This window comes from Microbacterium sp. SYP-A9085 (assembly GCF_009649635.1).
Classification (GTDB): Bacteria; Actinomycetota; Actinomycetes; order Actinomycetales; family Microbacteriaceae; genus Microbacterium.
Map to the genome: position 1 here is coordinate 392,454 of NZ_WJII01000002.1, position 24,987 is coordinate 417,440.

Below are 24,987 nucleotides of genomic sequence, written 5' to 3' on the forward strand. Positions count from 1 at the left end.
TGGAACTCCGGGACCGACGGTGATGCGATGGCCAGCCATCGCGAGTCCGGATGGGAGGCAGCACGTGCAGCGCGCGGCGCGTCCGCGGGCTGCCGCCTCCCGTACCCGCAGCGCCCCGGACGAGTCAGGAGAGCGGATGTCGGTGAGTGCCGTCGAGCGCAGCGCCATGCGTCGTGCGCTCGCCCTCGCCCGCCGCGGCCCTCGCGGCGTGAACCCGCAGGTGGGCGCGGTGATCCTCTCCCCCGACGGCGACGTGCTCGCCGAGGGCTGGCACCATGGCGTGGGCACGCCGCACGCCGAGGTCGACGCCCTGTCTCAGCTCGCCCCCGGCGCGGCGCGGGGCACCACCGCGGTCGTCACGCTGGAGCCGTGCAACCACACCGGGCACACCGGCCCGTGCGCGCTGGCCCTGATCGAGGCGGGCGTCGCCCGAGTCGTGTACAGCGCCGAGGACCCGGGGGTCCGCTCCGGCGGCGGCGCCGCGCGGCTGCGCGCCGCGGGGGTGGATGTCGCCGGCGGCGTGCTCGTCGACGACGGCGTCGCCCTCATCGACGACTGGCTCGTGGCAACCCGGTTGGGCCGCCCCTACATCACCGTGAAGTGGGCACAGAGCCTGGACGGCCGGGCGGCGGCATCCGACGGCACCAGCCGGTGGATCACCGGCCCCGCCGCCCGCGCCGACGTGCACGAGCGGCGCGCGTCCACCGACGCCATCCTCGCCGGCACCGGCACGATCCTCGCCGACGATCCCGCCCTCACCGCGCGCACCCCCGCCGGCGCGCTGCACGAGCACCAGCCGATCCCGGTGGTCCTGGGCACGCGCGCCGTCCCCGCGGACGCGGCCGTGCGCCGGCATCCGCATCCCCCGCTGTTCTACGACGATCTCCACGTCGCCGTCGCCGACCTGCACGCGCGCGGCATCCACCGGCTGTTCGTCGAGGGCGGCCCCACCGTCGCCAGCGCGTTCCTGCGTGCGGGCCTGTACGACGAGATCCTCGCGTACACGGCCCCCGTGCTGCTCGGCGGCGACCGGCTCGCGCTCACCGACATCGGCGTGGCCACGATCGGCGCCGCCCGCCGGTTGCGGGTGGCATCGATCGAGAAGCTCGGCGACGACCTGCTGATCGTCGCGCACCCCCGCCCGGATGCGACCCGGGCCGAAAGGAGTTCGTGACATGTTCACGGGGATCATCGAGGAGACCGGCCGGATCACGGCCGTCGCACCGTCCGGCGACGGCGTACGGCTCACCGTGCAGGCGCCGCTGGCGGTGACGGATGCCGCGCACGGCGATTCCATCGCTGTGTCCGGCGTGTGCCTGACCGTCGTCGACCAGGGCGAGGACTGGTTCACCGCCGACGTCATGCGGCAGACCCTGGACATGTCCACGCTCGACGCGGACGCGGCCGGGCGCCGCGTGAACATCGAACGGGCCCTGCGCGCGGACGCGCGACTGGGCGGCCACATAGTGCAGGGGCACATCGACGGGACCGGCGAGGTCCTCCAGGTGCGGCCCGGCGACCGCTGGCGGGTGCTGCGGGTGGCGCTGCCCGGCGACTGCGCCGACCTCGTCGTCGACAAGGGGTCGATCGCCGTGGACGGCGTCTCGCTGACCGTCAGCGCCGTGAGCGCCGCCACCGCCGCGCCCGCCTGGTTCGAGGTGTCGCTGATCCCGGAGACCCTGGTTGCGACCACGCTCGGCGAGCGCGCGCCGGGCGACCACGTGAACCTCGAGACCGACATCCTGGCCCGCCATGTGCGGCGCCTGCGTGCCTTCACCCCGGACGCGGCCGACCCCGCGCCATCCCTCATCGAAGGAGGCTCGCGATGAGCCTGTCCACCATCCCCGAGGCGCTCGACAGCCTGCGCGCCGGCCGGCCGGTCCTGGTCGCCGACGACGAGAACCGCGAGAACGAGGGGGACGTCATCCTGTCCGCCCAGCTCGCGACACCGCAGTGGCTGGCGTGGACGATCCGCTACTCGAGCGGCTACCTGTGCGCGCCGATGCCCGCGGAGTGGGCCGACCGGCTCGACCTGCCGCCCATGGTGGCCAACAACCAGGACTCGCGCGGCACCGCCTACACGGTGAGCGTGGACGCGGCGGACCGGATCTCGACCGGCATCAGCGCCGCCGACCGCGCGCACACCCTGAACGTGCTGGCGAACGCGCAGTCGACGCCGTCCTCCGTCATCCGCCCCGGGCACGTGCTGCCGCTGCGGGCCGTGGACGGCGGGGTGCGTGAGCGCAGCGGGCACACCGAGGCGGCGGTCGAGCTGATGAGGCTCGCAGGCCTGTCGCCGGTCGGCGCCATCGCGGAGGTCGTCGCCGAGGACGGCAGCATGATGCGGCTGCCGGGGCTCATCGAGATGGGCCAGCGCGAAGGCATCCCGGTGATCACCATCGAGCAGCTGATCGCGCACCTGGACGAGCACGAGCCGCGCACCGCGCCGCTGGCGCACCGGCGCCGGGTGAGCCTGCGTGCGGAGGCCAACGTGCCCACCGCGCACGGCCGATTCCGCGTCCTCGCGTACAAGGACCGCATCACCGGCACCGACCATCTCGCGATAGTGTCGGGCGACCTGTCCGGGGATGCCCCGCTCGTGCGCGTGCACTCGGAGTGCCTCACCGGCGAGGCGTTCGGTTCGCTGAAGTGCGAGTGCGGCCCGCAGCTGCAGGCGGCGCTGGACGCCATCGACCGCGACGGCGGCGTCGTGATCTACATGCGCGGCCACGAAGGCCGCGGCATCGGGCTCATCAACAAACTGCGCGCCTACAGCCTGCAGGAGCGCGGCATGGACACCGTCGACGCGAATCTCGCGCTGGGGCTTCCCGCGGACGCCCGCGACTACGCCGCGGCCGCCGGCATCCTCGCCGAGCTCGGCGTGGAACGGGTCCGTCTGCTGACGAACAACACCGACAAGGTCGACCAGCTGCGCAGCTTCGGGCTGGACATCATCGAGCAGGTGCCGCTGCTGGTGGGCGTCGGCCCGAACAACCACCAGTACCTGCAGACCAAGCGGGACCGGATGGGACACATCATCGACGCCGACGACCTCGCCGACGCGCTCGCGCACATGCACACGGCGGAGGGCACCGGACACGAGGGAGCGAAGGCATGAGCAAGGCGGGGGCGCCCCAGGCGCAGCAGGTCGACGGCACCGGCGTGGAGGTCGTGGTCGTCGCGGCCCGCTGGCACGAGGCCATCTCGCAGGGCCTGATCGCCGGGGCTCAGCGCGCCCTGGACGCCGCCGGCGCGTCGCACCGGCTCGTGCGCGTGCCGGGATCGTTCGAGCTCGCGCTCGCCGCACAGGCCGCGTTCGCCGGCGGCGCCGACGCCGTCGTGGCGCTCGGGGTGATCATCCGCGGCGGGACGCCGCACTTCGAATACGTTTCGGCGGCGACCACCGACGGTCTCAACCGGGTCGCGCTGGACGCCGGCCGGCCGATCGGCTTCGGCGTGCTCACTCTGGACGACGAGCAGCAGGGGCTCGACCGGGCGGGGCTGCCGAGGTCGCAGGAGGACAAGGGCGCGGAGGCGGCGGATGCCGCGCTGCGCATGGTGGGACTGCTGCGGGGGCTGCGCGGCTGAGTCTTCCCGGGTTCCGTCGGGCTGGGTTTCCGTTGGGCTGGGTTTCGGGAGCTGCGCGGGATGCCGTCGGGCCGAGCATCCCGCGACGGCCTGCGGCCGTCGCCCGCCAGGCCCGAGCCGGCTCGGCCCGACGGCATCCCGCTCCGCTGTGCCGCTTTCCGAGATGGCTCAGTTCAAGGCGCCCCGGGGCGGTTGGGTGCTAGGGCTTCCAGATCATGAGGACGACGACGGCCAGCAGCAGGAGCGCCGAGAGGCCGCTGGTGGCGGCGATGATGCCGTAGTTCGCCGGCTTCGCGCCCTCGGCGGCCCCCTCGGCCGCGGCGGTCATCCGAGGCACGACCACGAAGATCGTGAGCAGGAACGCTATCGCGTACAGGATGATCGACCACAGGATCCACGGGGTCGTGAAGCTCAGGTTGAATTTCGGGTCGGCCATTCCCATGACGCCGAATCCGAACACGAACGTGAGCAGCGACAGCCATGTGAAGATTCCGGTCGAGCGGGCCAGCGTCCGCACCTGCGCTGCGTTGCCGCTGCGCAGGGATCGCAGGCCCGTCATCGGGAGAATCGCCATCGGGCCGACGATGAAGACGGCGGTGGCAACATGCAAGACGGTCATCACGGTATCCATCCCCCGAGCTTAGGCCACCCTGAAGGTTCCCGCATCGCCGGGCGCGGCATCCCCGCTCGCCCTGACCTCCACTTGCGTGAGGTGGCACGAATGGCGGGAATTTCGCTTGTCATTCCCGCCATTCGTGCCACCTCACGGGCGGGGGCGGAGGACGCGGCGGGCAGGGTGTGGATAAGTCCGCGGGGAGATCGGCGCGGCGGAGCATTCTGGACGGATGGCTCGCAGCGCTGCTCCCCTCCCCGAGCCGTTTCCGGGGAAGTCGTTCTCGGTCGGGGCGGCGCGCGCGCACGGCATCTCCCGCAGCCGAACGCGGGCGGGCGACCTCATCCGGCCGCACCAGGGCGTCCGATCCCCCGCCGGTGTCGACCTGCCGTTCGGGCACCGGTGCGCGGCACTGGAGACCCGGCTGCCCGCCAGCGCTGCGTTCAGCCATGTGACGGCCGCCCGCCTGCACGGGCTGCCGCTGCCGACCGCGCTCGAGGACGAGGACGTCTTCGATGTGACGGTTCCGCGCGCGACACGGGCTCCCCGCGTGAAACGGGTGCGCGGCCATCATTCCACCCTCGGCGAGAAGGATGTCGACGAACGCACGCATGTGCGCGCCACCACCCCCGAGCGCACGTTCTGCGACCTCGCCTCGATGCTCACGCTCGCTCAGCTCGTGGCGGTCGGCGATGCACTCCTGCGCCGGGGCGGTGACGGGGCGGCGCGGCGCCTTGCCCGCTCGGCCGCCGCCCATCCCGCCCGCAAGCATCGTCGCCGCCTGCGTCGCGCCCTCGAGCTCCTGGATGCGAGGTCCGAGTCGCCGAAGGAGTCGGAGCTCCGCGTCCTCCTGATCGAGGCGGGATTCCCCGTGCCGGAGGTCAACCACGTCGTCGCGGACGGCGCCGGGGCATTCGTGGCACGCGTCGACCTCGCCTATCCGGGCCTGAAGATAGCGATCGAGTACGAGGGCGACCAGCACCGCACGGACAAGGCGCAGTGGCGCAGGGATCTCACCCGCCGTCGTCGCCTCGAGGCGCTCGGCTGGATCTACCTGTCCGTGACGCAGGCCGACCTGACCGACCCCGCCGCGCTCTTCGCCGACCTTCGCGCCGCCCTGGCCCGCCGCATCCCGTCTTCGTGAGGTGGCACGAATGGCGGGAATTCACGCCGAAATTCCCGCCATTTCTGCCACCTCACGCCGGATGAGAGGGTCAGTCGAGGAAGAGGGCGCGCAGGCGCTTCGTGGTGAAGACGAGGCCCACGGCGATCATCGCAAGGTAGTACAGGATGTGCCAGGCCATGCCCGCGGTGTAGGCGCCCGTGGTCAGCGCCCGGATCAGCTCGACGCCGTGCCAGAGCGGGAACGCCATGATCACGGACTGGATCCACTCCGGGTAGATCGAGATCGGGTACAGCGTCGCCGAGAACAGGAACATCGGCAGCAGCACGATGTTGATCCAGTCCATGTGCTGGAACGTCTTCATGTAGCTGGTGACAGCCATGCCCAGGCTCGCGAAGCCGAACGCTATCAGCAGCACCGCCGGCAGGGCGAGGATCGCGGTGGCCGCCAGGTTCAGCCCGAACGCCTGCATGATGATCATGAAGCCGCATGCGTACAGCAGCCCCCGCAGCAGCGCGTAGAGAATCTCGCCGAGCGCGACATCCAGCGGACCCAGGGATGTCGCCAGCATCCCCTCATACAGCTTCCCGTAGTTCAGCTTGAAGAACACGTTCCACGTCGAGTCGTAGATGGCCCCGTTCATCGCCGACACCGCCAGCAGCGCGGGCGCTATGTACGCCGCGTACGGCACCGACACGTCCGGCGACACCTGGACGTCGCCGACCAGGGCGCCGAGGCCGATGCCCAGGGACAGCAGATAGAACACCGGCTCGAAGAACCCGGAGAGGATGACGACCCAGCTGGACGAGCGCGCGGCGATGAGCCCTCGCTGCACGACCGCCCACGGGTTGCCTGCCCAGAGGGCCCGTACTCCCCCGCGCCGGGCGCGGACATCCGTCGGGGCCGGGGATGTCACGGCGGTCATTTCGCGAGCCTCCGCGTGAAGATGCGACGGGCGAGCAGGTATCCGCCGCCGGCGAGCACCACCAGGTACCCCAGGTGGACGGCAAGCATCACCGGATCGATCGGCGCGCCGAATGTCGTCATCCGTCCGAGTTCGGTGGCGTGCCACAGCGGGGAGATCCAGCCGATCCACTGCAGCCAGACCGGAAGCGTCCACAGTGGGTAGAAAGTGCCCGAGAACAGGAACATCGGCATGAACACGAACCGCTGGACGAGGGCGAACTGACCCTTGTCCTGCTCCAGGGACGCGGCGTATGCCATCAGCGGCATCCCGAACGCGAGGCCCGCCAGGAGCCCGATCGGCACCGAGATCCAGCCCGTGGCCGGTGCGGGCACCGTCACGAGCGGGAACACCGCGCCGAACGCCCAGATGAACGCGTAGTAGGCGGCGCCGGCGAACAGCATCCGCGCCGATGCCGCGACCGCCACGCCGTTCGCGATCTGCGGCGACGAGAGCGCCGACGCGTTGAACCCGTAGAAGTAGCGCCGCCACTTGAACCCGGCCATCACCGGATAGGTGAACTCCTCGGAGGCCACGGCGATCGTGGCCGTCATCAGCAGCGCCGGCGCGACGAACACGAGGTAGGATACCGTGCTGCCGTCGCCGGCCGGGATCTCCTGACGGATGAGGGCCGCCAGCCCGACGGCCAGCCCGAACAGGTACACCAGCGGCTGGGCCAGAGCGCCGACGAGGATCGTCCAGCCGTACGCGCGCATGGCGCGCAGCATGTGCTCGGTCGCGTACCACGTGCCGTACCGGCGCGGCCGGCGCCCGGCCTCCAGCGCCTCGGCGCGCAGGTCGTCGAGCGTGGGGTGCGCGCCGCGGTTCGGCTCTTGCGCCTGCTGGAGGGATGTCATTCGATCAGCGACCTTCCGGTCAACCGCAGGAAGACATCCTCCAGGCTCGAACGACGCACGAGGCTCGTCAGCGGCTGCAGCCCGACTTCGGCGATGCGGGTGAGCACGCTCTCCCCGTCGTGCGCGTACACGAGGACGCGGTCCGGCAGCACCTCGACGCGGTCGCCGACACCGGCCAGTTGCGCGGCGGCGTGCGCGTTGTGCTCCGAGCCGAACCGCACCTCGGCGACCTCGCGGCTGGAGTGCTCGCGGATCAGCGCGGCCGGGGTCCCCTGGGCCATGATCCGTCCCTTGTCCACGACGATGAGCCGGTCGCACAGCTGCTCGGCCTCGTCCATGTAGTGCGTGGTCACCACGAGCGTCGTGCCGCGCTCCTTCAGCCGGAACAGCCGGTCCCACAGGATGTGCCGCGCCTGCGGGTCAAGACCCGTGGTCGGCTCGTCCAGCAGCAGGATGCGCGGATCGTTGATGAGGCCGCGGGCTATCGTGAGACGGCGCTTCATGCCGCCGGAGAGCTGGTCGACCTTGCTTCCGGCCCGGTCCTGCAGCTGCGCGAACGCCAGCAGCTCGTCCGCCTTCTGCGCGCACACCCGCCCCGGCAGCCCGAAGTACCGTCCATACACATACAGGTTCTCGCGCGCATTCAGCTCGCCGTCGAGGTTGTCCTCCTGCGGCACGACGCCCAGGCGCGACCGGATCTCCGGTCCATACCGGTCGGGGTCCAGCCCCAGGATCTCCAGCTCCCCGGACGTGCGGGTGGACACCGCGCCCACCATCTTCATGGTGGTGGACTTGCCCGCACCGTTGGGGCCGAGCAGGCCGAACGACTCCCCCGGGGCGACCTCGAAGTCCAGCCCGTCGACGGCGAGGAACTCCGGCTGGGCGGAACGCGCGCTCGAGCCGCGCACGGAGCGCGGGGATCCCTTCACTCGGTACGCCTTGACGAGGTTCGCTGCACGGATCACGGGAGCGGGCACCGGACTACTCTAATCGCGGCCGCAGACACCGGTCGCGCTGTTCGGATGACGTCGCATGACACGGGATGTCGACGCCGCCGGCATCCGGAATACCATCGCACGATGACCACCACACCTCCGTTCCGCGCCGACGTCGTCGGCAGCTTCCTGCGCCCCGCCTCGCTCAAACAGGCCCGCCGCCGCCACGCGGACGGCGAGCTCGACGACGCCGGGCTGCGCGCCGCCGAGGACGCCGCCATCGCGGACCTGGTGGCGCGGGAGGCGGACGCCGGGCTGGCGCTCGCCACCGACGGCGAGTTCCGCCGGTCGTGGTGGCATTTCGACTTCTTCGGCTTCCTTGACGGCGTCGACATCGTGGAGCTGGACCACGGCATCCAGTTCCAGGGGGTGCAGACCAAGCCGCGCGGCGTCGAGGTCTCCGGCCCGATCCGGTTCGATGCCCGGCATCCGTTCCTGCAGCACTTCGCATCGCTGAAGGAGGCGCTGGCGCGGACGACCGGAGCGACCCCGAAGTTCAGCATCCCGTCGCCGACGGTGCTGGACTTCCGCCTCGAGCCCGGCCATATCGCGGAATCGGCATATGACGGGCGGGATGCCATCGTCGAAGACCTCGTGCAGGCGTACCGGGACGCGCTGGCCGCGTTCTACGACGCCGGCGCGCGCTATCTGCAGCTGGATGACACCGCATGGGCGTACCTGTGCAGCGACGCCGAGCTCGCAAAGGCGCGGGAGCGGGGCATCGACACGGACGGGATCGCCGCACGGTACGCCGGCATCCTGAACCGGGTCCTGGCCGGCAAGCCGGACGATCTCGTCGTCACCACGCACGTGTGTCGCGGCAACTTCCGCTCCACGTGGATCTCCTCGGGCGGGTACGAGCCGGTCGCCGAGCAGCTGCTGGATGTCGTGCAGTACGACGGCTACTTCCTGGAGTACGACAGCGACCGCGCCGGCGGGTTCGAGCCGTTGCGCTTCCTGCCCCGCGGGGACAAGACGGTGGTCCTCGGTCTTGTCACCACGAAGACCGGGCAGCTGGAGAATCCCGACGACATCAAGCGCCGCATCGACGAGGCCACCGCGTACGCGCCGCTGGAGCAGCTCGCGCTCAGCCCGCAGTGCGGCTTCGCGTCCACCGAGGAGGGCAACACGCTCAGCGACGACGAGCAGTGGGCGAAGATCCGCTCGGTGGCGGAGATCGCCGCCGACGTGTGGGGCTGACCTGCAGCCCGACGCAGGACTAGGCTGACGACCGTCTCACGACGTCGTCAGGAGCCCGCATGCCCGGATCCGCTTCGTCCGTCCTGATCACGGGCGGTTCGCGGGGGATCGGTGCGCGCCTGGCCGCCCTTCTGGCGGCCGACGGCATGGACATCACCATCACGTACCGGCGCTCCGCGGATGCCGCCGACGCTGTCGTCGCCGGCATCCGCGCGGCGGGCGGCACTGCACGTGCGGTGCGCACCGAGCTCGAGTCGCCGGACGACCTGGACGCCCTGTTCGCCGGCGACACGGCGTTCGACGCGGTCGTGGCCAATGCCGCGGCATCCGCCTTCAAGCCCATCGCGCAGCTGTCGGCGCGGAACCTGGAGCGCTCGTGGGCCACGAACGTCCGGTCGTTCGTACTGCTCGCGCAGCGGGCGGTGCCGCGGATGCCGGATGGCGGCCGCATCGTCGCCATCACCAGCTACGGCGCCGGGCGCGCGTTCCCCGCGTACGGCGCGATCGGGGCGGACAAGGCGGCCGTGGAGTCGTGGGTGCGCCATATGGCCGCGGAGTTCGGGCCGCGAGGGATCACGGTCAACGCCGTGAACGGGGGCCTCATCGAGACCGACTCGCTGCACGGGTTCTATGCGACACCGGGAATGCCGCCGCTCGCGGACGTCACCGCGCGCATCCCGCTGGGGCGCGTGGGCAGCGCGGATGAGATGGCGCACACGGTGCGGTTCCTGCTGTCGCCGCAGGCGGGCTACATCACGGGGCAGGCGATCGTCGTCGACGGCGGGCTCACTATCACCGCGCCGCCGTTCTGGGAGGACGTGCGCCGGGCACAGGCCCGGATGCAGGAGGAGGAATGATGACCGGGAACAGCGATTACGACCCCACCGCCCTGCGGCAGGTCTTCGAGGCGCACTTCACCTGGGCCGCCGCGTTCGAGCGCAACGTGCACCGGTACGCGCGGCGGCGGGCGCTCACAGATCCGCCGAGCGGCCGGTCCTGGACGTATGCCGAGCTGGGCGCCGTGACGGGCCGGCTCGTGGCGGGGCTGCGTGCGCGGGGTCTGGGCACCGGGGACGTCGTCTGCTACCAGCTGAAGAACACACCGGAGTTCGCGTTCCTGTACATCGCGGCGCAGGGTCTGCGGGCGGTGAGCTCGCCGATGAACTTCCGCCTCGCGCCGGCCGAAACCGCGCACATCCTCGACCAGGCCGCGCCCACGCTGTTCGTCTACGACGGGACGGATGCCGCGAGCGCCGCCGCCGCCCTCGACCTGGCCGCACACCGGCCCCGCATCGTCGCCGCGGTGGGCGGCGAGCTCATCGACGGGGCGATCCGGTTCGAGGAGCTCTTCGCCGCGGAGGCGCCGTCCTTCCATGCGCCCGAGGACGCGAGCACGTGGGACGAGACATCCCGGCTCTACACGAGCGGAACCACGGGCCTGCCCAAGGCGGTGCCGCTGGCGAGCCTGAACGAAGTGCTCACTGCGCACGACGTCACGATGCACTTCCCGCTGGGCCCGACCGACCGGACCATGAACATGTCGCCGTGGTTCCACCGCGGCGGAAACTACTGCGCGGGCCCGAACACCGCGTTCTTCGTGGGCGCGGAGGCAGTCACGCTCCCCCAGTTCGACGCAGATGTCGTGCTGGATGCTGTCGAGCGGCACGGGCTGACGTATGTGGTCGGCGCACCGACGAACCTGGAGCGGCTCGCCGACGCGCAGGAGACGCGGCCTCGGGACCTGTCGAGCCTGCGCGGGATCGTGACGATGGGCGCGCCGCTCGGGCACGACGCGGCGCTGCGGTACCAGCGCGTGCTCACGCCGCGGGTGGCGAACGGCTACGGGACCACGGAGGCGTTCTGGAACACCTATCTGCGCCCGGACGACCTGCCGGACGCCGCCGGCGCCGCCGGACGGGCGTGCCTGGACGACGACGTCGCGGTGGTACGGGTACAGGCCGATCGGATCTCGGAGCCTCATGAGCACGCGCGCAAGGACGGCACCGAGGTCGGCGAGGTCATCATGCGATCCGTCAAGAGCGGATACGCGTACCTCGGCAACCCGAGCGAGCAGGCGGAGAAGTTCCGCGACGGATGGGTGTACCCGGGGGACCTCGCCACGTGGGACGAGGACGAGATCGTCACGGTCGTCGGCCGCAAGGACGACATGATCATCTCCGGCGGGGAGAACGTCCATCCCGTCCAGGTCGAGGAGGTGCTCAGCGGCCACGCCGGCGTGATGGACTCGATCGTCGTCGGCCTGCCGGATCCGCAATGGGGCGAGCTCGTTGTCGCCTACGTGCAACCGCGTGCGGGAGCGCTGACTGATGCCGATGCCGCCGCCTCCGAGCTGGACGCGTTCCTGCGGGCCAGCGTGCGGCTCGCGGACTTCAAGCGGCCCCGCCGCTACGCGTTCGTGGACGAGCTGCCGTACACCGCGACCGGCAAGAAACAGCACTTCAAGATGAAGGAGCAGGCGCCCGCCGACGCCGAGGCCGGTCGCTTCGTCGCCCCGTAGCGCGGGGCCCGCGGCCCCGGGGGCACACCACGGCTTCAGTCGTCACGAAATGCGACCTGGCGGCAGCAGAACGCGCACTTTGCGACGACTGAAGCGGACAAGGATGCCGGTCGGCCGAGCTGGCTCGGGCCCTGGCGGGCGCCGGCCGTAGGCCGGCGCGGGAGGCTCGACCGACCGGCATCCTTCGCAGAGAGGATCAGTGGCCGGCGAGGGCCTGCCGGTCGATCTCCTCCTGGTTCTCGACGTACGGGGTGCCGTGGGTGTGGAACGTCGCGACGGTCTTCATGCCCCACGCCTGGCCCTTGGCGCGCTCGGCGGCGCTCCATTCGACGACGGGCCAGTCCGGGTCCAGGAGCAGCCGCGCCTGGGCGTTCGCGAACTCGATGCGGTTGCCGCCGGGCTCCCACACGTACAGGAAGAACGTCTGGTTGATCGCGTGCTTGTACGGGCCGTACTCGATATAGACGCCGTTCTCCAGGCAGATGTCGGCGGCCTTGAGGATGTCCTCGCGCGAGTCCGGGGCGAACGCGAAGTGGTGGAAGCGGCCGCGCGTCTTCGTCCAGTCCTCGGAGTACACGACGTCGTACGACTTCTGGTGGAACCGGAACCACCACGCCGCCATGTGGCCGTCGTCCATGCGCACGCGCTCGGACTCGCGGGCGAACATCACGTCGCGCCAGAACTCGCCGGCCGCGTCGACATCGGCGGCGAGATAGTTGATGTGGTCGAGGCGCCGGGCGTTGATGCCGCGGCCGGGATACGCGGACGCCTGGTTCTTCAGCGCGGGGCGGTCCTCGTCGTCGGGCACGTAGTGCTCGGTGTCGTAGTAGAGGGCCATCAGGTGCCCGTCCGGGTCCTCGAACTCGTACGAGCGGCCGACGCCGACCTCCGGGTCGCGCCAGCCGTGGCCCAGGCCCGCCTTCTCGATGGCGGCGACCCGGCGGTTCAGCGCGTCCGGGCTGGTGGCGCGGAAAAGGGTGCGTCCGACGCCGTTCGTGTCGGATGCCGTGAGCTTCAGCGAGTACTGCTGGTACTCGTCCCACGTGCGCAGGTAGGCCGAGTCGCCCACTCGCGCGACCTCGCGCATCGCGCAGATGTCGCGGAAGAAGTGCAGACTCTCCTCGAATTTGGGGGTGTACAGCTCGACTGCGCCCAGGTGGGCGAGGTCGAAGCTCTCGGCGTGTGCCATAGGGTCCTCCTGTTGCGGTTGTACGGATGTCAGGTGCGGGGGCGGGGGAAGACCCGCCCGTCGAAGAGCTTGCGGGCGGTGCGCAGCGACGTCGACGTCGCTCGCCACACGCCGTCGGATCCCTGTTCGACGGCCACGCGGGCGGTGAACACGCCCTGGGGGTGCTCCAGGGGCGTCTGGTCCGGGTCGTCGATCCGTGCCATCGCGGAGCCGACGGCCCCGGGGATGCGGATGCCGGCGGCGACGGATGCCGCCATCAGCACGCCGATCGAGGTGTGCACGCGGGCGGGGATGAACGCCCGGGTGCCGATAGCGCCGCCGTGCCGGGGCGGCGTGAGCAGGAACATCTTCGGCACTGTCTGCGCGGACACGTCGCCGAGGCCGAACAGCTCCCCCGCCGCCAGCCGCACCTGCTCGACCTGCACGTGGAGCCCGGCGCGCTCCTCGAGCTCGGCGGGGGTCTCGGTGCCGTCCACGCCGAACTCCGCGGCATCCATCAGCACCACCGGCATCCCGTCGTCGACGAGCGTCACCCGGTGGCCGGCCACCTCGTCGACGACGTTGCCGGTGGGCAGCAGCGGCTTCGCCGGCGCGAGCTGCAGGTCGATCGGGCACGCGGTGCCGGGCACCCCGTCGATCGAGGCCGCGCCGTCGTAGTCGGGGCGCCCGTCCCGGACGGCGAAGGATGCCGTGGCCACGTCGCCGGTGTTCACAAGGCGGATCCGCACGGTGGCCGTCGGCTCCGCGGCCTCGATGAGCCCGCGCTCCAGCGCGAAGGGGCCCACGCCTGCGAGCAGGTTGCCGCAGGTCTGCCGGTCGCTGACGACGGGTTCGTCGACGGCCACCTGCAGGAACAGGTAGTCGATGTCGACGTCGGGCTCTTGCGAGCGCGACACAATGGCGACCTTGCTCGTCAGCGGATGGGCGCCGCCGATCCCGTCGATCTGGGCCGGGTCGGGGCTGCCCATGATCCGCAGCACGAGGTCATCGCGCACGGCCGGGTCGGCCGGCACGTCGTCGGCGAGGAAGTACGCGCCCTTCGAGGTGCCGCCGCGCAGGAGCATGCAGCGGATGCCGTCCCGCACCGGGTCGGCGGCCGCGCTGCCGTGCGGGTCAGCGGCCATCGTATTCCTGCTGGGTCATATACACGACGCCCAACTCGGACAGGCTCTGCCGCAGGCCCTTGCGGTCCAGGCTCAGCGCCCCGCCCTGGTACGCGGCACGGTCGGCGGCCTCCTTCTCCACGCGTGCGTCGGACGCGGCCAGCGCGGCGGCGGCATTCTCCCGCGGCACGCACAGGACGCCGTCGTCGTCGGCCACGATCACATCGCCGGGCCGGACCACCACACCGCCGAGCACGACCGGCACGTTCACCGAGCCGCCCGTCGACTTCACGGTGCCCTGCGCGTTGACGGCTGCCGACCACACCGGGAATCCGAGCTCGCGCAGCTCCGCGACATCCCGCACCCCGGTGGTGGTGATCAGGCCCCGCACGCCGCGGGCGTGCAGGGCGGTGCCGAACAGCTCGCCGAACGCGCCGTCCACCGACGGCGAGACGGTCGTGACGACGAGGATGTCGCCCTCGCGGCACTGCTCGACGGCGGCGTGGATCATGAGGTTGTCGGCGGGCCAGCTGAGCACCGTGACGGCGCTGCCGGCGATCCGGGCGCCGTCCTGGATCGGCCGCAGCGACGCGCCGACCAGGCCCGTGCGCCCCATCGCCTCGTGCACCGTGGCGACCCCGTGCGCGCCGAGGGCATCCACGACCGCGGCATCCGGGCGGGCGATGTCGGTGACGATGACGCCGCTCACTGCAGCACCCCCGTCACCTCCGGGTAGTACCGCATGTAGGCCTCGCCCATCGTCTCGTGCGGCAGCCCCAGGTTTGGCCCCGCGTTGCGCTTGACCTGCACGCCGCGGCGCACGGCCAGGTCGGTGTAGTACGACCACATGTGCTTCTGCGCCGGCATGCACTCCATCGCGGCGCGCTTGGCGGCAAACGCGTCGGTGATGTCCAGGAGCACGTTGGGCTTGAAGTCGCACTGCTCACTCTGGTGCGGCTCGAAGAAGAACACCGGCGGAGCGCCGATGATGTCCGCCTTCGTCGGGAACGAGCCGTCGGAGTTCGCGACGCCGATCGCCTGCGCGAGCACCCGCGCCTGCAGCGCCATCCGGGCCGCGGCGGGGTGGTCGCCGTTGTATGGGTCGACGAGGGGGTGGGTCAGCACCACGGTCGGCTTCACCCGGCGGTACACGTCGACCAGGCGCGATACGGCCTCGTCGCTCTCGCGCAGCGGATAGTCGCCCAGGTCGAGGAACTCGATCTCGGCACCCAGGGCGGATGCCGCGGCCTCGGCCTCGGCCCGGCGGATGGCCTTGATCTCGTCGAGCGACTTCCCGGCCAGCCACTGGCTCGCCGATTCGCCGCGCTCGCCGTAGCTGAGGCAGGCCACGACAGCCCGCTCGCCGCGCTGGACGGCCGCCGCGATAGCCCCGCCGGCACGCCACACGAAGTCGCCCGCGTGGGCGCTCACGACCAGGAGTGAAGGGGTGCTGTCGGCCATGGGGCTCCTCATCTTCTCGCGCCGCCGCGGGTGACGGCAGACTGCCCCCAGACAAGCACACCCGGGCATATTGGTCAAGATTTTGTCTACAATATTGGTTCCGGAGAATCACTATGCCAAATACCTATGGACATAGTGGCTCGGGAGCCATAGCATGAGGTCGGATCGAACCCCGGTGCACGGTCGTGCCGGGTACGCCAACGATGTCGAGGGAGTTTTCCATGGCCGAGAATCTGCAGCAGCTGCTGGACGAGAAGGGGAACATCGTTCAGATGCTCCGCAACTCGCAGCTGGGCACCTATATCTACCCGGTGGTTCCCGCCGAGTTCAGCAACTGGCGACGGGAGCAGAAGGCATGGCGCGAGACCGCCGTGCTGTACGACCAGACCCATCACATGGTGAACTTCTTCGTGTCGGGCCCCGACGCGCTGAAGCTGCTGAGCGAGACCGGGATCAACTCGTTCGCGAACTTCCCGGTCGACACCGCGAAGCAGTTCGTGCCCACCGCCTCCAACGGCGGCGTGATCGGCGACGGCATCCTGTTCCGTGAGGCCGAGAACGAGTACGTGTACGTCGGCCGCAACCCCGGCGCGAACTGGCTGCAGTTCCACGCCGAGACCGGCGGCTACGACGTCGAGTTCCGCTACGACGACCGCTCGCCGTCGCGCCCGTACGGCGCCGCCGTGCACCGCGACTACTACCGTTTCCAGATCCAGGGCCCGAACGCCTGGCAGATCATCGAGAAGCTGGCCGGCGGCACCGTCGAGAAGGTCAAGTTCTTCCACATGGGGCACATGACCATCGCCGGCTCCCAGGTGCGCACGCTGCGTCACGGGATGGCCGGTGCGCCCGGTCTCGAGCTGTGGGGACCCTACGCCGAGCACGGCAAGATCCGGGATGCCATCCTCGAGGCGGGCCGCGAGTTCGGCATCGAGCCCTGCGGATCGCGCGCGTACTCGTCGAACACGCTGGAGTCGGGCTGGATCCCCTCCCCGCTGCCGGCCATCTACACCGGTGGTGACGTCGAGCGCCGCTTCCGCGAGTGGCTGCCCGCGAACGGCTACGAGGCGATCAACGCCCTCGCCGGCTCGTTCGTCTCGGACAGCATCGACGACTACTACCTGAACCCGTGGGAGCTCGGCTACGGCTCGTTCGTGAAGTTCGACCACGACTTCATCGGCCGCGACGCGCTCGAGAAGCTCGACCCCGAGCAGCAGCGCAAGAAGGTCACCCTGGCCTGGAACGACGAGGACCTCGCGAAGATCCTCGCGTCGGTCCTGGACCGCACCGGCCCCGGGTACCAGTTCTTCGACCTGCCGAACGCGAACTACGGCTCGAGCAACTACGACGCCGTGATCGACGCGGACGGCAACACCGTCGGCCTGTCGCTGTTCACGGGCATCACCGCGAACGAGAAGCGCGGCCTGTCGCTGGCCACCGTCGACCGCGACGTCCCGATCGGCGCCGAGGTCCGCGTCGTGTGGGGCGAGCCCGACGGCGGCTCCGGCAAGACCACGGTGGAGCCGCACGAGCAGTTCGCCGTGCGCGCGATCGTCAGCCCGGTCCCGTACGCGGAGACCGCCCGCCAGGAGTACCACGGCGGCTGGCGCACCACCGGCACGCTCTAAGGCAGCTCACGGACGCCGCTCGGGGACTCCCCGGGCGGCGTCCGCGTGTGCGCGGCGTCGGAGATCGTGGGGCGGCGCGCCGCCGCGGCCGCCGCCGGATCGGCGTGGCGCGCACGATCTCCGGCACGCGGCACGGCGCCAGCCCGTCAGGAGCCGGCGTGGATCGCGGCGAACCGGCCCGGCGTGGCCGAGATGATGTCGCCGACGGTCGAGTAGAACCAGTCCAGCGCGCCGAGGTGCTGGGTGGTGGGCCGCCGGTACAGGTGCAGCTCGGCGTCGGGCAGGTCGAACGGCACGTCGTGCACGGCGATCGGCCAGGTGCCGGTCCAGCCGCGGGCGAGCGTCTCCGGGATCGTCGCGATGAACTCACCGGTTGCCAGCAGATCCGGCAGCGACACGAAGTGCTGGACGCGCAGCACCGGCGCGCTGACGCCGCCCAGCCGCCGATGCGCGGCCTGCAGGTTCTGAGCGCTGGAGTCGCTGGTCACCCAGACGCGGCGCGCGCCCCGGTAGTCGTCCACCGTGAGCGGACCGGCCGCCAGCGGGTGGGTGTCCCCCATCGCGACGCGGTACCCCTCCCGCTTGACGCGCCGGTGCTCGCACGCCAGCGGCGCGGATGTCACGGCCAGGTCGATGGCGCCGCGGGCGAGCTCGTCGCCGATCGTCGCATTGTCCAGCGGGACGACATCCAGCCGCGCCCGCGGCGCCCGCTCCCCGACGACCCGGGCGATGTCCGGGAGCCAGCCGATCTCGCCGAGCTCGGACAGGGCTATCCGGAACACCCGCTCGGAGCCGGCCGGGTCGAAGCCGTGCACGGCATCCAGCGCCCGGTCGATCACGGTCACCGCGTCCCGGAACTCGGGGTACAGCGCATCGGCGAGCGGCGTCGGCTGCATCCCGCTGCCCTCGCGCTGGAACAGGGCGTCGTCGCACTGGCGGCGCAGGCGCCCGAGCGCCTGGCTGACGGCCGGCTGCGTGACGAACAGCCGCCCGGCGGCCGCGGTGAGGCTTCGCGACTCGTACACCGCGACGAACACGCGGACGAGGTTCAGATCCACCGGCGGCTCCTCCACAGGCTAAGCAGCGATTCCCGCATCATAATCGATGCTTATCGGGAAACCCTTCCAAAATACCCACCGTTTACTAACATGGCGAGCAACCCGACACGAAGGAGTCTCCATGGCCGCATCCGCTTCACAGGTCATCGCCGAGGCCGGCAGCCCCGTCCACTACCTGCGCAACGCCCCCGCCCGCCCCACGGTCTTCCCGGTGACGCCGGAGTTCACGAACTGGCGCTCCGAGCAGCGGGCGTGGCGCGAGTCGGTCGCGCTGCTGGACCAGTCGCACCACATGACGGACCTGTTCATCTCGGGTCCGGACGCGCTGCGGCTGCTGTCGGATGTCGGCGTCAACAGCTTCGCGGACTTCCCCGTCAACGCGGCCAAGCAGTTCATCGCGGTGAACCACGAGGGCTACCTCATCGGCGACGCGATCCTGTTCCACCTCGAGGAGGGCCGCTACGACCTCGTGGGATGGCACATGGTCATCGACTGGCTCCAGTTCCACGGCGAGCGCGGCGACTACGACGTCACGTTCGAGCGGGACGGCAGCTCGCTGGTGCGCGCCGGCGACCCGGTCCTGTACCGCTTCGAGATCCAGGGGCCGCACGCACTCGCGCTCATGGAGAAGCTGACCGGCGGCCCGGTGCCGCACACGAAGTTCTTCGGCATGGCCGATTTCACGATCGCGGGCGTCCGGGTGCGGTCGCTGCGGCACGGGATGGCCGGGCAGCCCGGGTTCGAGCTGTTCGGGCCGTGGGCCGACGGCGCGCGCGTGCGCGCCGCGATCGTCGAGGCGGGCGAGCAGTTCGGGCTGGTCCTGGTGGGCTCGCGCGCCTACTCGTCCGCGAACCTCGAGTCCGCATGGGTGCCGTCCCCGCTGCCGGCGGTGTTCACCGGCGAAGAAGCGGCCGAGTACCTGGAATGGCTGCCGGCGTCCCGGCTCGGCTCCCTCGCGGGCAGCTTCGCCTCCGACGACATCGAGGACTACTACCTGACGCCGTACGACCTCGGCTACGGGCGCAGCGTCGCGTTCGACCACGACTTCATCGGCCGTGCGGCCCTGGAGCGGATCGCCGCGGGCCCGCTGCGGCAGAAGGTGACGCTGGTGTGGGATGCCGACGACGTCGCCGCCGCGCAGCGGACGCTGCTGGAGGAGGGCGTGCCGGCGAAGTACATCGAGTTCCCGAAGGCCCGGTACGGCCAGTACCAGGTCGACCGGGTGCTCGCGGGCAGCCAGGATGTCGGCGTCTCCCACGACTGCGGCTACATCGTGGGCGAGCAGGTGTTCGCGTCGCTGGCCAGCGTCGATGCGGACGCGGCCGCACCGGGGACCGAGGTCGTCGTGCTGTGGGGCGAGGAGCCGAACTCGCGCAAGCCCGCCGTCGAGCCGCACCGCCAGGTGCCGATCCGCGCGATCGTGCAGCCGGCCCCGTACTCGCGTTTCGCCCGGGAGAACTACCGCGCGAATTGAGCGGCCGCGCCGGTCGCGGCGTCCGGCGCCCTCACTCGGGCGTCAGGATGCCGTGACCGGCGCGCTCTCGTGCAGGGAGCGGCGCGCGCGGCGCAGGTACTCCGCGAACGCGGCGGCCTCGTCGGCCGTGAATTCGCTCAGGATCAGCCGCTCCAGCTCGGCGACGTGCGGCCGCGCCCGCGCGATGGCCGCCGACCCGGTGTCGGTGAGGTACAGCAGCAGCCGCCGGGCGTGCCCAGGATCCCGCTCCCGGCGCACGAGCCCCGCCTCCAGCAGCGGATCCATCGTCTGGGCCATGGTCTGCGCGCGCACGAACGAGCGGCGGGCGAGCTCCGAGCTCGTGATCCCGGGACGCCGCTCCAGGACGGTCAGCGCGGTGTACTGCGCCGTTGTCATCCCCGCCGCCGCACACGCGCCGTCGATGTAGGGCCGGAGCGCGAGCTCCACCTGCTTGATGACGTACGTGAAGTTCGTGTTGTCCATGGCGCGTCCAGGCTAGCGCGGCGCCGTGGCGATCACAGCGCTGTCGCCACCGGCGCCGTCGTGCCCAGGTACGCCCCGTCCTGCTCGAGGCGCCGCTGCAGCACGGCGGTGTCCACGGCGGCCGCCGTCGTCCCGGACGCGAGCGCGATGTCGGCCGCGGTGCCCGCGGCCTGCCCCATCGCGAAGCAGGGCCCGGTGACCCGTCCCGACGACTGCCCGCGCTGCGTCATCGACGCGCAGCGCCCCGCCACCAGGAGGTTGTCCACGTGCTGCGGCACGAGCATCCGGTACGGGAGCTGGTTGAATCCGCGGGATTCGCGCGGCGCGAACCGGAACTCGACGTCCCCGGCCACGTGAGCCTCCACCGGCCACCCGTTCACGCCGATGGTGTCGTCGAAGTCCGCGCACCCGAGCACGTCGTCCTCGGTGAGCTGGTACGGCCCGACGATGCGGCGCGTCTCGCGGATGCCGATCTGCGGCGCTATGTCGACCACGTACGAGTCCTGGAAACCGGGGGTGTGCTCGCGGATGAACGCGAAGGTGTCGCGCACCTGACGGCGGCCCTGGATCTCGCCGTGCGTGAGCTGGCGCACGTCGGTGCCGTCCACGGCCGAACCGTCGTCGTTGGAGAGCTGGGTGAGGTTGGAGCGCCACTCCAGCGGATTGCGCTGCGGCCGCACTATCGGCTTCTTCCGCGGGAACCGGTGGGTCCCGGCGGCCTCGGCCTCCTCCATGATCCGGGCGATCGTCTTCCAGGCCTGGCCCGCCTCGTCGGGGTGCACGCCGTTGATGCGGAACATCAGCGACGGGTACAGCAGGTGCTCGCTGCGCTCGAACGGCGCACCGGCCATGGCCGCGACATCCGCGTCCCCGGACGTGTCGATGAAGAACTGACCGCGGATGACGCCCGCGCCCGACTTCGACTCGACCACGACGCCGTCCAGGCGTCCGTCCGCGCCGGTCACCACGCCCTGCACGGATGCGTGGAACAGCAGCTCGGCACCGGCCGCCAGCACGAGATCGTCGGCGGCCAGCTTGTACGCGGAGATGTCGAACGCCTGCGCCTGGATGCGCTGTTCGACGGACAGGTGCGGCTCGCTCAGGCCGTCCAGCTGCTCGAGACGCTCGAGCAGCTCGTCGGTGTAGCCGCGGATGACCCGGAGGTCCTCGCCGTGCACGCGGGCGTGCAGGCCGCAGAAAGTGCTCAGGCCCCCCATCGTGCCGGCGCCGCCGAGGAACCCGTACCGCTCGATGAGCAGGGTCGAACGTCCGGCGCGGGCGGCCGCGGTGGCGGCCATGATGCCGGCGGGGCCGCCACCGACGACGACGACGTCGTACTCGCCGATGACCGGGACGTCACGGGCGGGAAGGTGCACGGTGGCGCTCATGCCGACGCCTCCGATCCCGCGAACACCGCATTCTCGTGGCCGTCGCACGCTCCGCACGCGCGGCATCCGAGGACCGCCCCGCATGAGAGCGGCTGGACGATCTCGCGGTACTGGTCGAGGTATCCCCCGCCGGTGTCGCGCTTGACGGTCGGCGCGTACACCTCCCGCGCGGCGAGCACGTCGGCGGGCACGTTCAGGTCGAGGCTGCCGGTGGCCAGGTCGATCGAGATCTCGTCGTCGTCGCGCACGCGGCCCAGCGGACCGTCGGCGATGCCCTCGGGCGAGACCTCGCCCACCGTGATGCCCTGGTTGACGAGGCCGCTGAACTGTCCGTCCGTGACGAACGCGACCTTGTCGGCCAGGCCCCGCGCGTTCAGCGCGAAGATGAACGACGACGTGAATCCGAGCGCGGGGCCGCCGACCGCGCCGATGCCGCGGATCACCGCGACATCGCCGGGCTGCAGCGTCCCGTCGGAGATCCCGTCGATCGCCTGCTCGCGGGTGTCGAACACGCGGGCGGGGCCGGTGAACTGCTTGGGACCGGGATCGGGCACCGGGCGCTTCGCGACCGCGCCGCCCGGGGCGAGCGTGCCGCGCAGCACGACGATCGCCGGGTCGGTGCTGTACGGGGCCTCGATGGAGCGGATGACATCCCCGTCCGCCGGAACCGCGTCCTGCGCGTTCTCGGCGAGTGTGCGACCGGTGACGGTGAGCGCCTCGCCCTCCAGGAGCGGCATCAGCTCGCGCAGGATCGTGGCGGCGCCGCCGGCGTCCTCGAACTGCTCGGTCAGGGTTGCGCCGTTCGGGCGCACCGAGCACAGCACCGGTGTGGAGCGCCCGAGCGTGCGGTACGCCTCCCAGACGTCGACATCGACGCCGGCCTCGACGGCGACGGCCTGCAGGTGCTTGATCGTGGTGGTGGATCCGCCGACGGCGAGCATCGTGCGCACGGCATTGCGGATCGAGCCGGCCGTGATGATGTCGCGGGGGCGGATGTCGTGCTCGATCATGTGGACCAGGGCCGCCGCCGAGCGGCGGACGTTGTCCCACATCCGCTCGCTGTTCGCGCGCACCGGCGCGGCACCGGGCACCGCCATGCCGATGGCCTCCGCGACGATGTGCATCGAGTTGGCGGTGGCCAGGCCCGCGCAGACCCCGGGGCTGAGGATCGCGTCGTCGGCCATCTCCTGGAGGTGGTCGGTGGGCTCCTTCGTGACCGCGGCCATCGCCGCCTGCAGGAAGATCTCCTCGACGTCGGCCTCGCGGCCGGCGGCCAGGCCGCTGTGCTGGTAGCCGCACGGGATGATGATCGTCGGCACGTTCAGCCGCCCCGCCGCCATCAGGTGCGCCGGGGTGGTCTTGTCGCAGGAGCTCAGCGCCACTATCGCGTCGAGCTGCGCGCCCTCGACGGCGACCTCCACGTCGTTGACCATGAGGTCGCGGGCGGAGAGGATGTAGCTGCCGCCGCGGCCGGCGCTGGTGATGAAGTCACTGGGCGCCGCGGTGCGGATCTCGAACGGCAGCACGCCGAGCGCACGCAGCTCCTGCTTGAGGACCGGGACGATGTCGTCCAGGTGCGCGAAGCACGCGGCGAGGTCGGACGAGCTGTTGACGATCGCGACCTTCGGCTTGTGGAGCTCGTCGGCACGGATCCCCAGCGGCCGCCACTCCGCTCGCCGGGCGATCCCCAGTGCCGACGACGGGGAGAAATTGCTGCGCAGTTCGGTCATATCCCTCATCGCCTTCGGTGGGTGGTCGCCTCCAGTGTACGCATGGCGGTCGATTGGTCGCAATGCGTGACATCTTCGGGTCGCCGGTGTTAGCCTGCCCCCGTGCCCGATACAACGATCGTCTCCGAGACAGTCTTCGCCGGCGGGGAATTCCTCACACCCACCGGCGCCGCCTCCCTGACCGTGGTCAACCCGTTCGACGAGACCGTGATCGGTCACGCCCCCGACGGCACCGCCGCCGACGTCGACCGGGCCGTGCGCGCGGCGCGCGAGGCGTTCGACCGCGGGCCGTGGCCCCGACTGTCCCCCGCCGAGCGCGGCGAGTGGATGGACCGCCTCGCCGACCACCTCGAAGAGCGCGCGACCGATATATCGTCGTTCGTCGTCGACGAGATCGGGCAACCCGTCTCCGTGGCGCGGTTCATGAACGGCATCCGGCCCGTCCAGCACCTGCGTTACTACGCGCGCCTCGCGCGCGAGCTGCACACCGAGCAGCAGCGCGCGAACGTCGACCGCGCGGGGCACTCCCTGCACCTGCGCCGTCCGCTCGGCGTCGCCGCGCTGATAGTGCCGTGGAACCACCCGCAGTCCTCCACCACCCTGAAGCTCGGCCCGGCCCTCGCCGCCGGCTGCACGGTCGTGATAAAGCCGGCCGCCGAGTCCCCGCTGGACATCTTCGCCCTCGCGCGCGCCGCACAGGCGATCGGCCTGCCGCCCGGGGTCATCAACATCGTCCCCGGCGGCCGCGAGACCGGCCAGGCCCTCGTCGCGCACCCGGACGTCGACAAGGTGGCTTTCACCGGGTCCACCGCCGCCGGCCGCCACATAGCGGCAGCCGCCGGCTCCCGCCTGGTGCCGGCCACGCTCGAGCTCGGCGGCAAGTCCGCGGCGCTCCTGCTGGAGGACGCCGATCTGTCCACCGTGACGGCCAGCCTGCGCTACGCGTCGTTCGGCAACTCCGGTCAGAACTGCGTCTCGCTGTCGCGGGTGCTGGCCCCGGCATCCCGCTACGACGAGGTCGTCGACGCCGTCGTGGCGCTCGCCCGCGATCTGCGCGTGGGCGACCCGAAGGACGCCGCGACCGAGGTCGGGCCCCTCGTGTCCGAGCGCGCGCTGCAGCGCGTGACGGGGATGCTCGACCAGGCCCGCGCCGAGGGCGCGACGATCCTCGCCGGCGACACGCCCACCCCGGACCGCGGCTGGTTCTTCGCCCCCCGAGTGATCGTGGGCGCGGGCGTGGACAGCATGATCGCGCAGCAGGAGATCTTCGGCCCCGCCATCAGCATCCACCCCTACACGGACATCGACGACGCCGTGCGCATAGCGAACGCCACCCGTTACGGGCTGGCCGGGGCGGTCTTCGGCGGCGACGAGGAGCAGGCCCTCGCTGTCGCGCGGCGCGTGCAGACCGGCTCGATCGGGATCAACGGGTACGCCCCAGACCTCGGCTCGCCGTTCGGCGGCACGAAGGACTCGGGCCTCGGCCGCGAGTTCGGTCCCGACGCCATCGAAAACTATCGCGAGAGCACGTCGATCTTCCGTTGAGCGGCCTGGCCGTCGCATCCATTTGCAGGTAACCTGATATTCCGGTCGACGTCGACCGTCCGCACCGGTT

General features: G+C 71.2%; 23 protein-coding genes. 11 read left to right on the plus strand and 12 right to left on the minus strand.

Translation table 11 applies throughout. The features are described 5' to 3' along the window. Positions 1-136: 136 nt before the first annotated feature. Genes ribD through ribH form a run of 4 tightly spaced genes read left to right on the plus strand, consistent with a single transcriptional unit; the run spans position 137 to position 3,588 of the window. The gene (gene ribD / locus GH740_RS06555; protein ID WP_153745269.1) at positions 137-1,174 is read left to right on the plus strand and encodes a bifunctional diaminohydroxyphosphoribosylaminopyrimidine deaminase/5-amino-6-(5-phosphoribosylamino)uracil reductase RibD; all 1,038 of its coding nucleotides are present in this window, start codon (positions 137-139) and stop codon (positions 1,172-1,174) included. A gap of 1 nt (position 1,175) precedes the next feature. Beyond that, a complete protein-coding gene (locus tag GH740_RS06560; protein WP_153745270.1) occupies positions 1,176-1,829 on the plus strand; it encodes a riboflavin synthase in 654 nt (217 codons plus the stop codon). After that, positions 1,826-3,118 carry a GTP cyclohydrolase II gene (gene ribA / locus GH740_RS06565; protein WP_153745271.1) on the plus strand — a complete coding sequence of 431 codons (1,293 nt, stop codon included), beginning with the start codon at positions 1,826-1,828 and terminating at the stop codon, positions 3,116-3,118. The genes GH740_RS06560 and ribA overlap by 4 nt, the downstream gene beginning before the upstream one ends. After that, the gene (gene ribH / locus GH740_RS06570) at positions 3,115-3,588 is read left to right on the plus strand and encodes a 6,7-dimethyl-8-ribityllumazine synthase (RefSeq protein ID WP_153745272.1); all 474 of its coding nucleotides are present in this window, start codon (positions 3,115-3,117) and stop codon (positions 3,586-3,588) included. The genes ribA and ribH overlap by 4 nt, the downstream gene beginning before the upstream one ends. A gap of 199 nt (positions 3,589-3,787) precedes the next feature. Here ribH and GH740_RS06575 read toward each other — a convergent pair whose 3' ends face one another. Next, positions 3,788-4,207, minus strand: coding sequence for a DUF2269 family protein (locus GH740_RS06575; protein ID WP_253941273.1), 420 nt, complete (start codon positions 4,205-4,207; stop codon positions 3,788-3,790). Positions 4,208-4,433: 226 nt separating this feature from the next. Here GH740_RS06575 and GH740_RS06580 point away from each other — a divergent pair, with 226 nt between their 5' ends. Then, on the plus strand, positions 4,434-5,345 hold the full coding sequence (locus tag GH740_RS06580; protein WP_153745274.1) for a hypothetical protein: 912 nt from the start codon (positions 4,434-4,436) through the stop codon (positions 5,343-5,345). Positions 5,346-5,415: 70 nt separating this feature from the next. On the opposite strand, the gene GH740_RS06585 is transcribed toward GH740_RS06580, so the two are convergent. Genes GH740_RS06585 through GH740_RS06595 form a run of 3 tightly spaced genes read right to left on the minus strand, consistent with a single transcriptional unit; the run spans position 5,416 to position 8,122 of the window. Next, entirely contained in the window at positions 5,416-6,249 is an 834-nt protein-coding gene (locus GH740_RS06585) for an ABC transporter permease (RefSeq protein WP_153745275.1), read from the minus strand. Continuing rightward, positions 6,246-7,145, minus strand: a complete 900-nt coding sequence (locus GH740_RS06590; RefSeq protein ID WP_153745276.1) for an ABC transporter permease — start codon at positions 7,143-7,145, stop codon at positions 6,246-6,248. Before GH740_RS06590 ends, GH740_RS06585 begins: the two co-directional genes overlap by 4 nt. Next, positions 7,142-8,122 carry an ABC transporter ATP-binding protein gene (locus GH740_RS06595; RefSeq protein WP_367640918.1) on the minus strand — a complete coding sequence of 327 codons (981 nt, stop codon included), beginning with the start codon at positions 8,120-8,122 and terminating at the stop codon, positions 7,142-7,144. Before GH740_RS06595 ends, GH740_RS06590 begins: the two co-directional genes overlap by 4 nt. A gap of 102 nt (positions 8,123-8,224) precedes the next feature. Here GH740_RS06595 and GH740_RS06600 point away from each other — a divergent pair, with 102 nt between their 5' ends. The 3 genes from GH740_RS06600 to GH740_RS06610 are packed head-to-tail and all read left to right on the plus strand — an operon-like array spanning position 8,225 to position 11,858. After that, positions 8,225-9,340: a 5-methyltetrahydropteroyltriglutamate--homocysteine S-methyltransferase gene (locus GH740_RS06600; RefSeq protein WP_153745277.1), complete on the plus strand. Its 1,116-nt coding sequence runs from the start codon at positions 8,225-8,227 to the stop codon at positions 9,338-9,340. A gap of 59 nt (positions 9,341-9,399) precedes the next feature. After that, positions 9,400-10,197, plus strand: a complete 798-nt coding sequence (locus GH740_RS06605) for an SDR family oxidoreductase (protein ID WP_153745278.1) — start codon at positions 9,400-9,402, stop codon at positions 10,195-10,197. Beyond that, on the plus strand, positions 10,197-11,858 hold the full coding sequence (locus GH740_RS06610; RefSeq protein WP_153745279.1) for a class I adenylate-forming enzyme family protein: 1,662 nt from the start codon (positions 10,197-10,199) through the stop codon (positions 11,856-11,858). Before GH740_RS06605 ends, GH740_RS06610 begins: the two co-directional genes overlap by 1 nt. Positions 11,859-12,054: 196 nt before the next feature. Here the strand turns inward: GH740_RS06610 and GH740_RS06615 are convergent, their stop codons facing one another. The 4 genes from GH740_RS06615 to GH740_RS06630 are packed head-to-tail and all read right to left on the minus strand — an operon-like array spanning position 12,055 to position 15,611. After that, positions 12,055-13,047 carry a VOC family protein gene (locus GH740_RS06615; RefSeq protein WP_153745280.1) on the minus strand — a complete coding sequence of 331 codons (993 nt, stop codon included), beginning with the start codon at positions 13,045-13,047 and terminating at the stop codon, positions 12,055-12,057. A gap of 29 nt (positions 13,048-13,076) precedes the next feature. Continuing rightward, positions 13,077-14,171 carry a PrpF domain-containing protein gene (locus GH740_RS06620; protein WP_153745281.1) on the minus strand — a complete coding sequence of 365 codons (1,095 nt, stop codon included), beginning with the start codon at positions 14,169-14,171 and terminating at the stop codon, positions 13,077-13,079. Beyond that, on the minus strand, positions 14,161-14,859 hold the full coding sequence (locus GH740_RS06625) for a 4-carboxy-4-hydroxy-2-oxoadipate aldolase/oxaloacetate decarboxylase (RefSeq protein ID WP_367640921.1): 699 nt from the start codon (positions 14,857-14,859) through the stop codon (positions 14,161-14,163). Before GH740_RS06625 ends, GH740_RS06620 begins: the two co-directional genes overlap by 11 nt. Beyond that, positions 14,856-15,611 (minus strand): PIG-L deacetylase family protein, encoded by a 756-nt coding sequence (locus tag GH740_RS06630; protein ID WP_153745282.1) that lies wholly within the window; start codon positions 15,609-15,611, stop codon positions 14,856-14,858. The genes GH740_RS06625 and GH740_RS06630 overlap by 4 nt, the downstream gene beginning before the upstream one ends. Before the next feature lie 221 nt (positions 15,612-15,832). Here GH740_RS06630 and GH740_RS06635 point away from each other — a divergent pair, with 221 nt between their 5' ends. Beyond that, positions 15,833-17,239 (plus strand): aminomethyltransferase family protein, encoded by a 1,407-nt coding sequence (locus tag GH740_RS06635; RefSeq protein WP_153745283.1) that lies wholly within the window; start codon positions 15,833-15,835, stop codon positions 17,237-17,239. A 146-nt stretch (positions 17,240-17,385) separates the two neighbouring features. Here the strand turns inward: GH740_RS06635 and GH740_RS06640 are convergent, their stop codons facing one another. Continuing rightward, the gene (locus GH740_RS06640) at positions 17,386-18,297 is read right to left on the minus strand and encodes a LysR family transcriptional regulator (RefSeq protein ID WP_153745284.1); all 912 of its coding nucleotides are present in this window, start codon (positions 18,295-18,297) and stop codon (positions 17,386-17,388) included. A gap of 121 nt (positions 18,298-18,418) precedes the next feature. Between GH740_RS06640 and GH740_RS06645 the strand changes: the two genes are divergently transcribed. Then, positions 18,419-19,771 (plus strand): aminomethyltransferase family protein, encoded by a 1,353-nt coding sequence (locus GH740_RS06645; RefSeq protein ID WP_153745285.1) that lies wholly within the window; start codon positions 18,419-18,421, stop codon positions 19,769-19,771. A 42-nt stretch (positions 19,772-19,813) separates the two neighbouring features. Here the strand turns inward: GH740_RS06645 and GH740_RS06650 are convergent, their stop codons facing one another. The 3 genes from GH740_RS06650 to GH740_RS06660 are packed head-to-tail and all read right to left on the minus strand — an operon-like array spanning position 19,814 to position 23,372. Then, positions 19,814-20,254 (minus strand): MarR family winged helix-turn-helix transcriptional regulator, encoded by a 441-nt coding sequence (locus GH740_RS06650; protein WP_153745286.1) that lies wholly within the window; start codon positions 20,252-20,254, stop codon positions 19,814-19,816. 32 nt (positions 20,255-20,286) lie between these two features. Then, positions 20,287-21,642, minus strand: a complete 1,356-nt coding sequence (locus GH740_RS06655) for an FAD-dependent oxidoreductase (protein ID WP_153745287.1) — start codon at positions 21,640-21,642, stop codon at positions 20,287-20,289. Further along, positions 21,639-23,372 (minus strand): dihydroxy-acid dehydratase, encoded by a 1,734-nt coding sequence (locus GH740_RS06660; RefSeq protein ID WP_153745288.1) that lies wholly within the window; start codon positions 23,370-23,372, stop codon positions 21,639-21,641. Before GH740_RS06660 ends, GH740_RS06655 begins: the two co-directional genes overlap by 4 nt. A 102-nt stretch (positions 23,373-23,474) precedes the next feature. Between GH740_RS06660 and GH740_RS06665 the strand changes: the two genes are divergently transcribed. Then, positions 23,475-24,917, plus strand: a complete 1,443-nt coding sequence (locus GH740_RS06665; protein WP_216644913.1) for an aldehyde dehydrogenase — start codon at positions 23,475-23,477, stop codon at positions 24,915-24,917. The last annotated feature ends 70 nt before the right edge of the window (positions 24,918-24,987 follow it).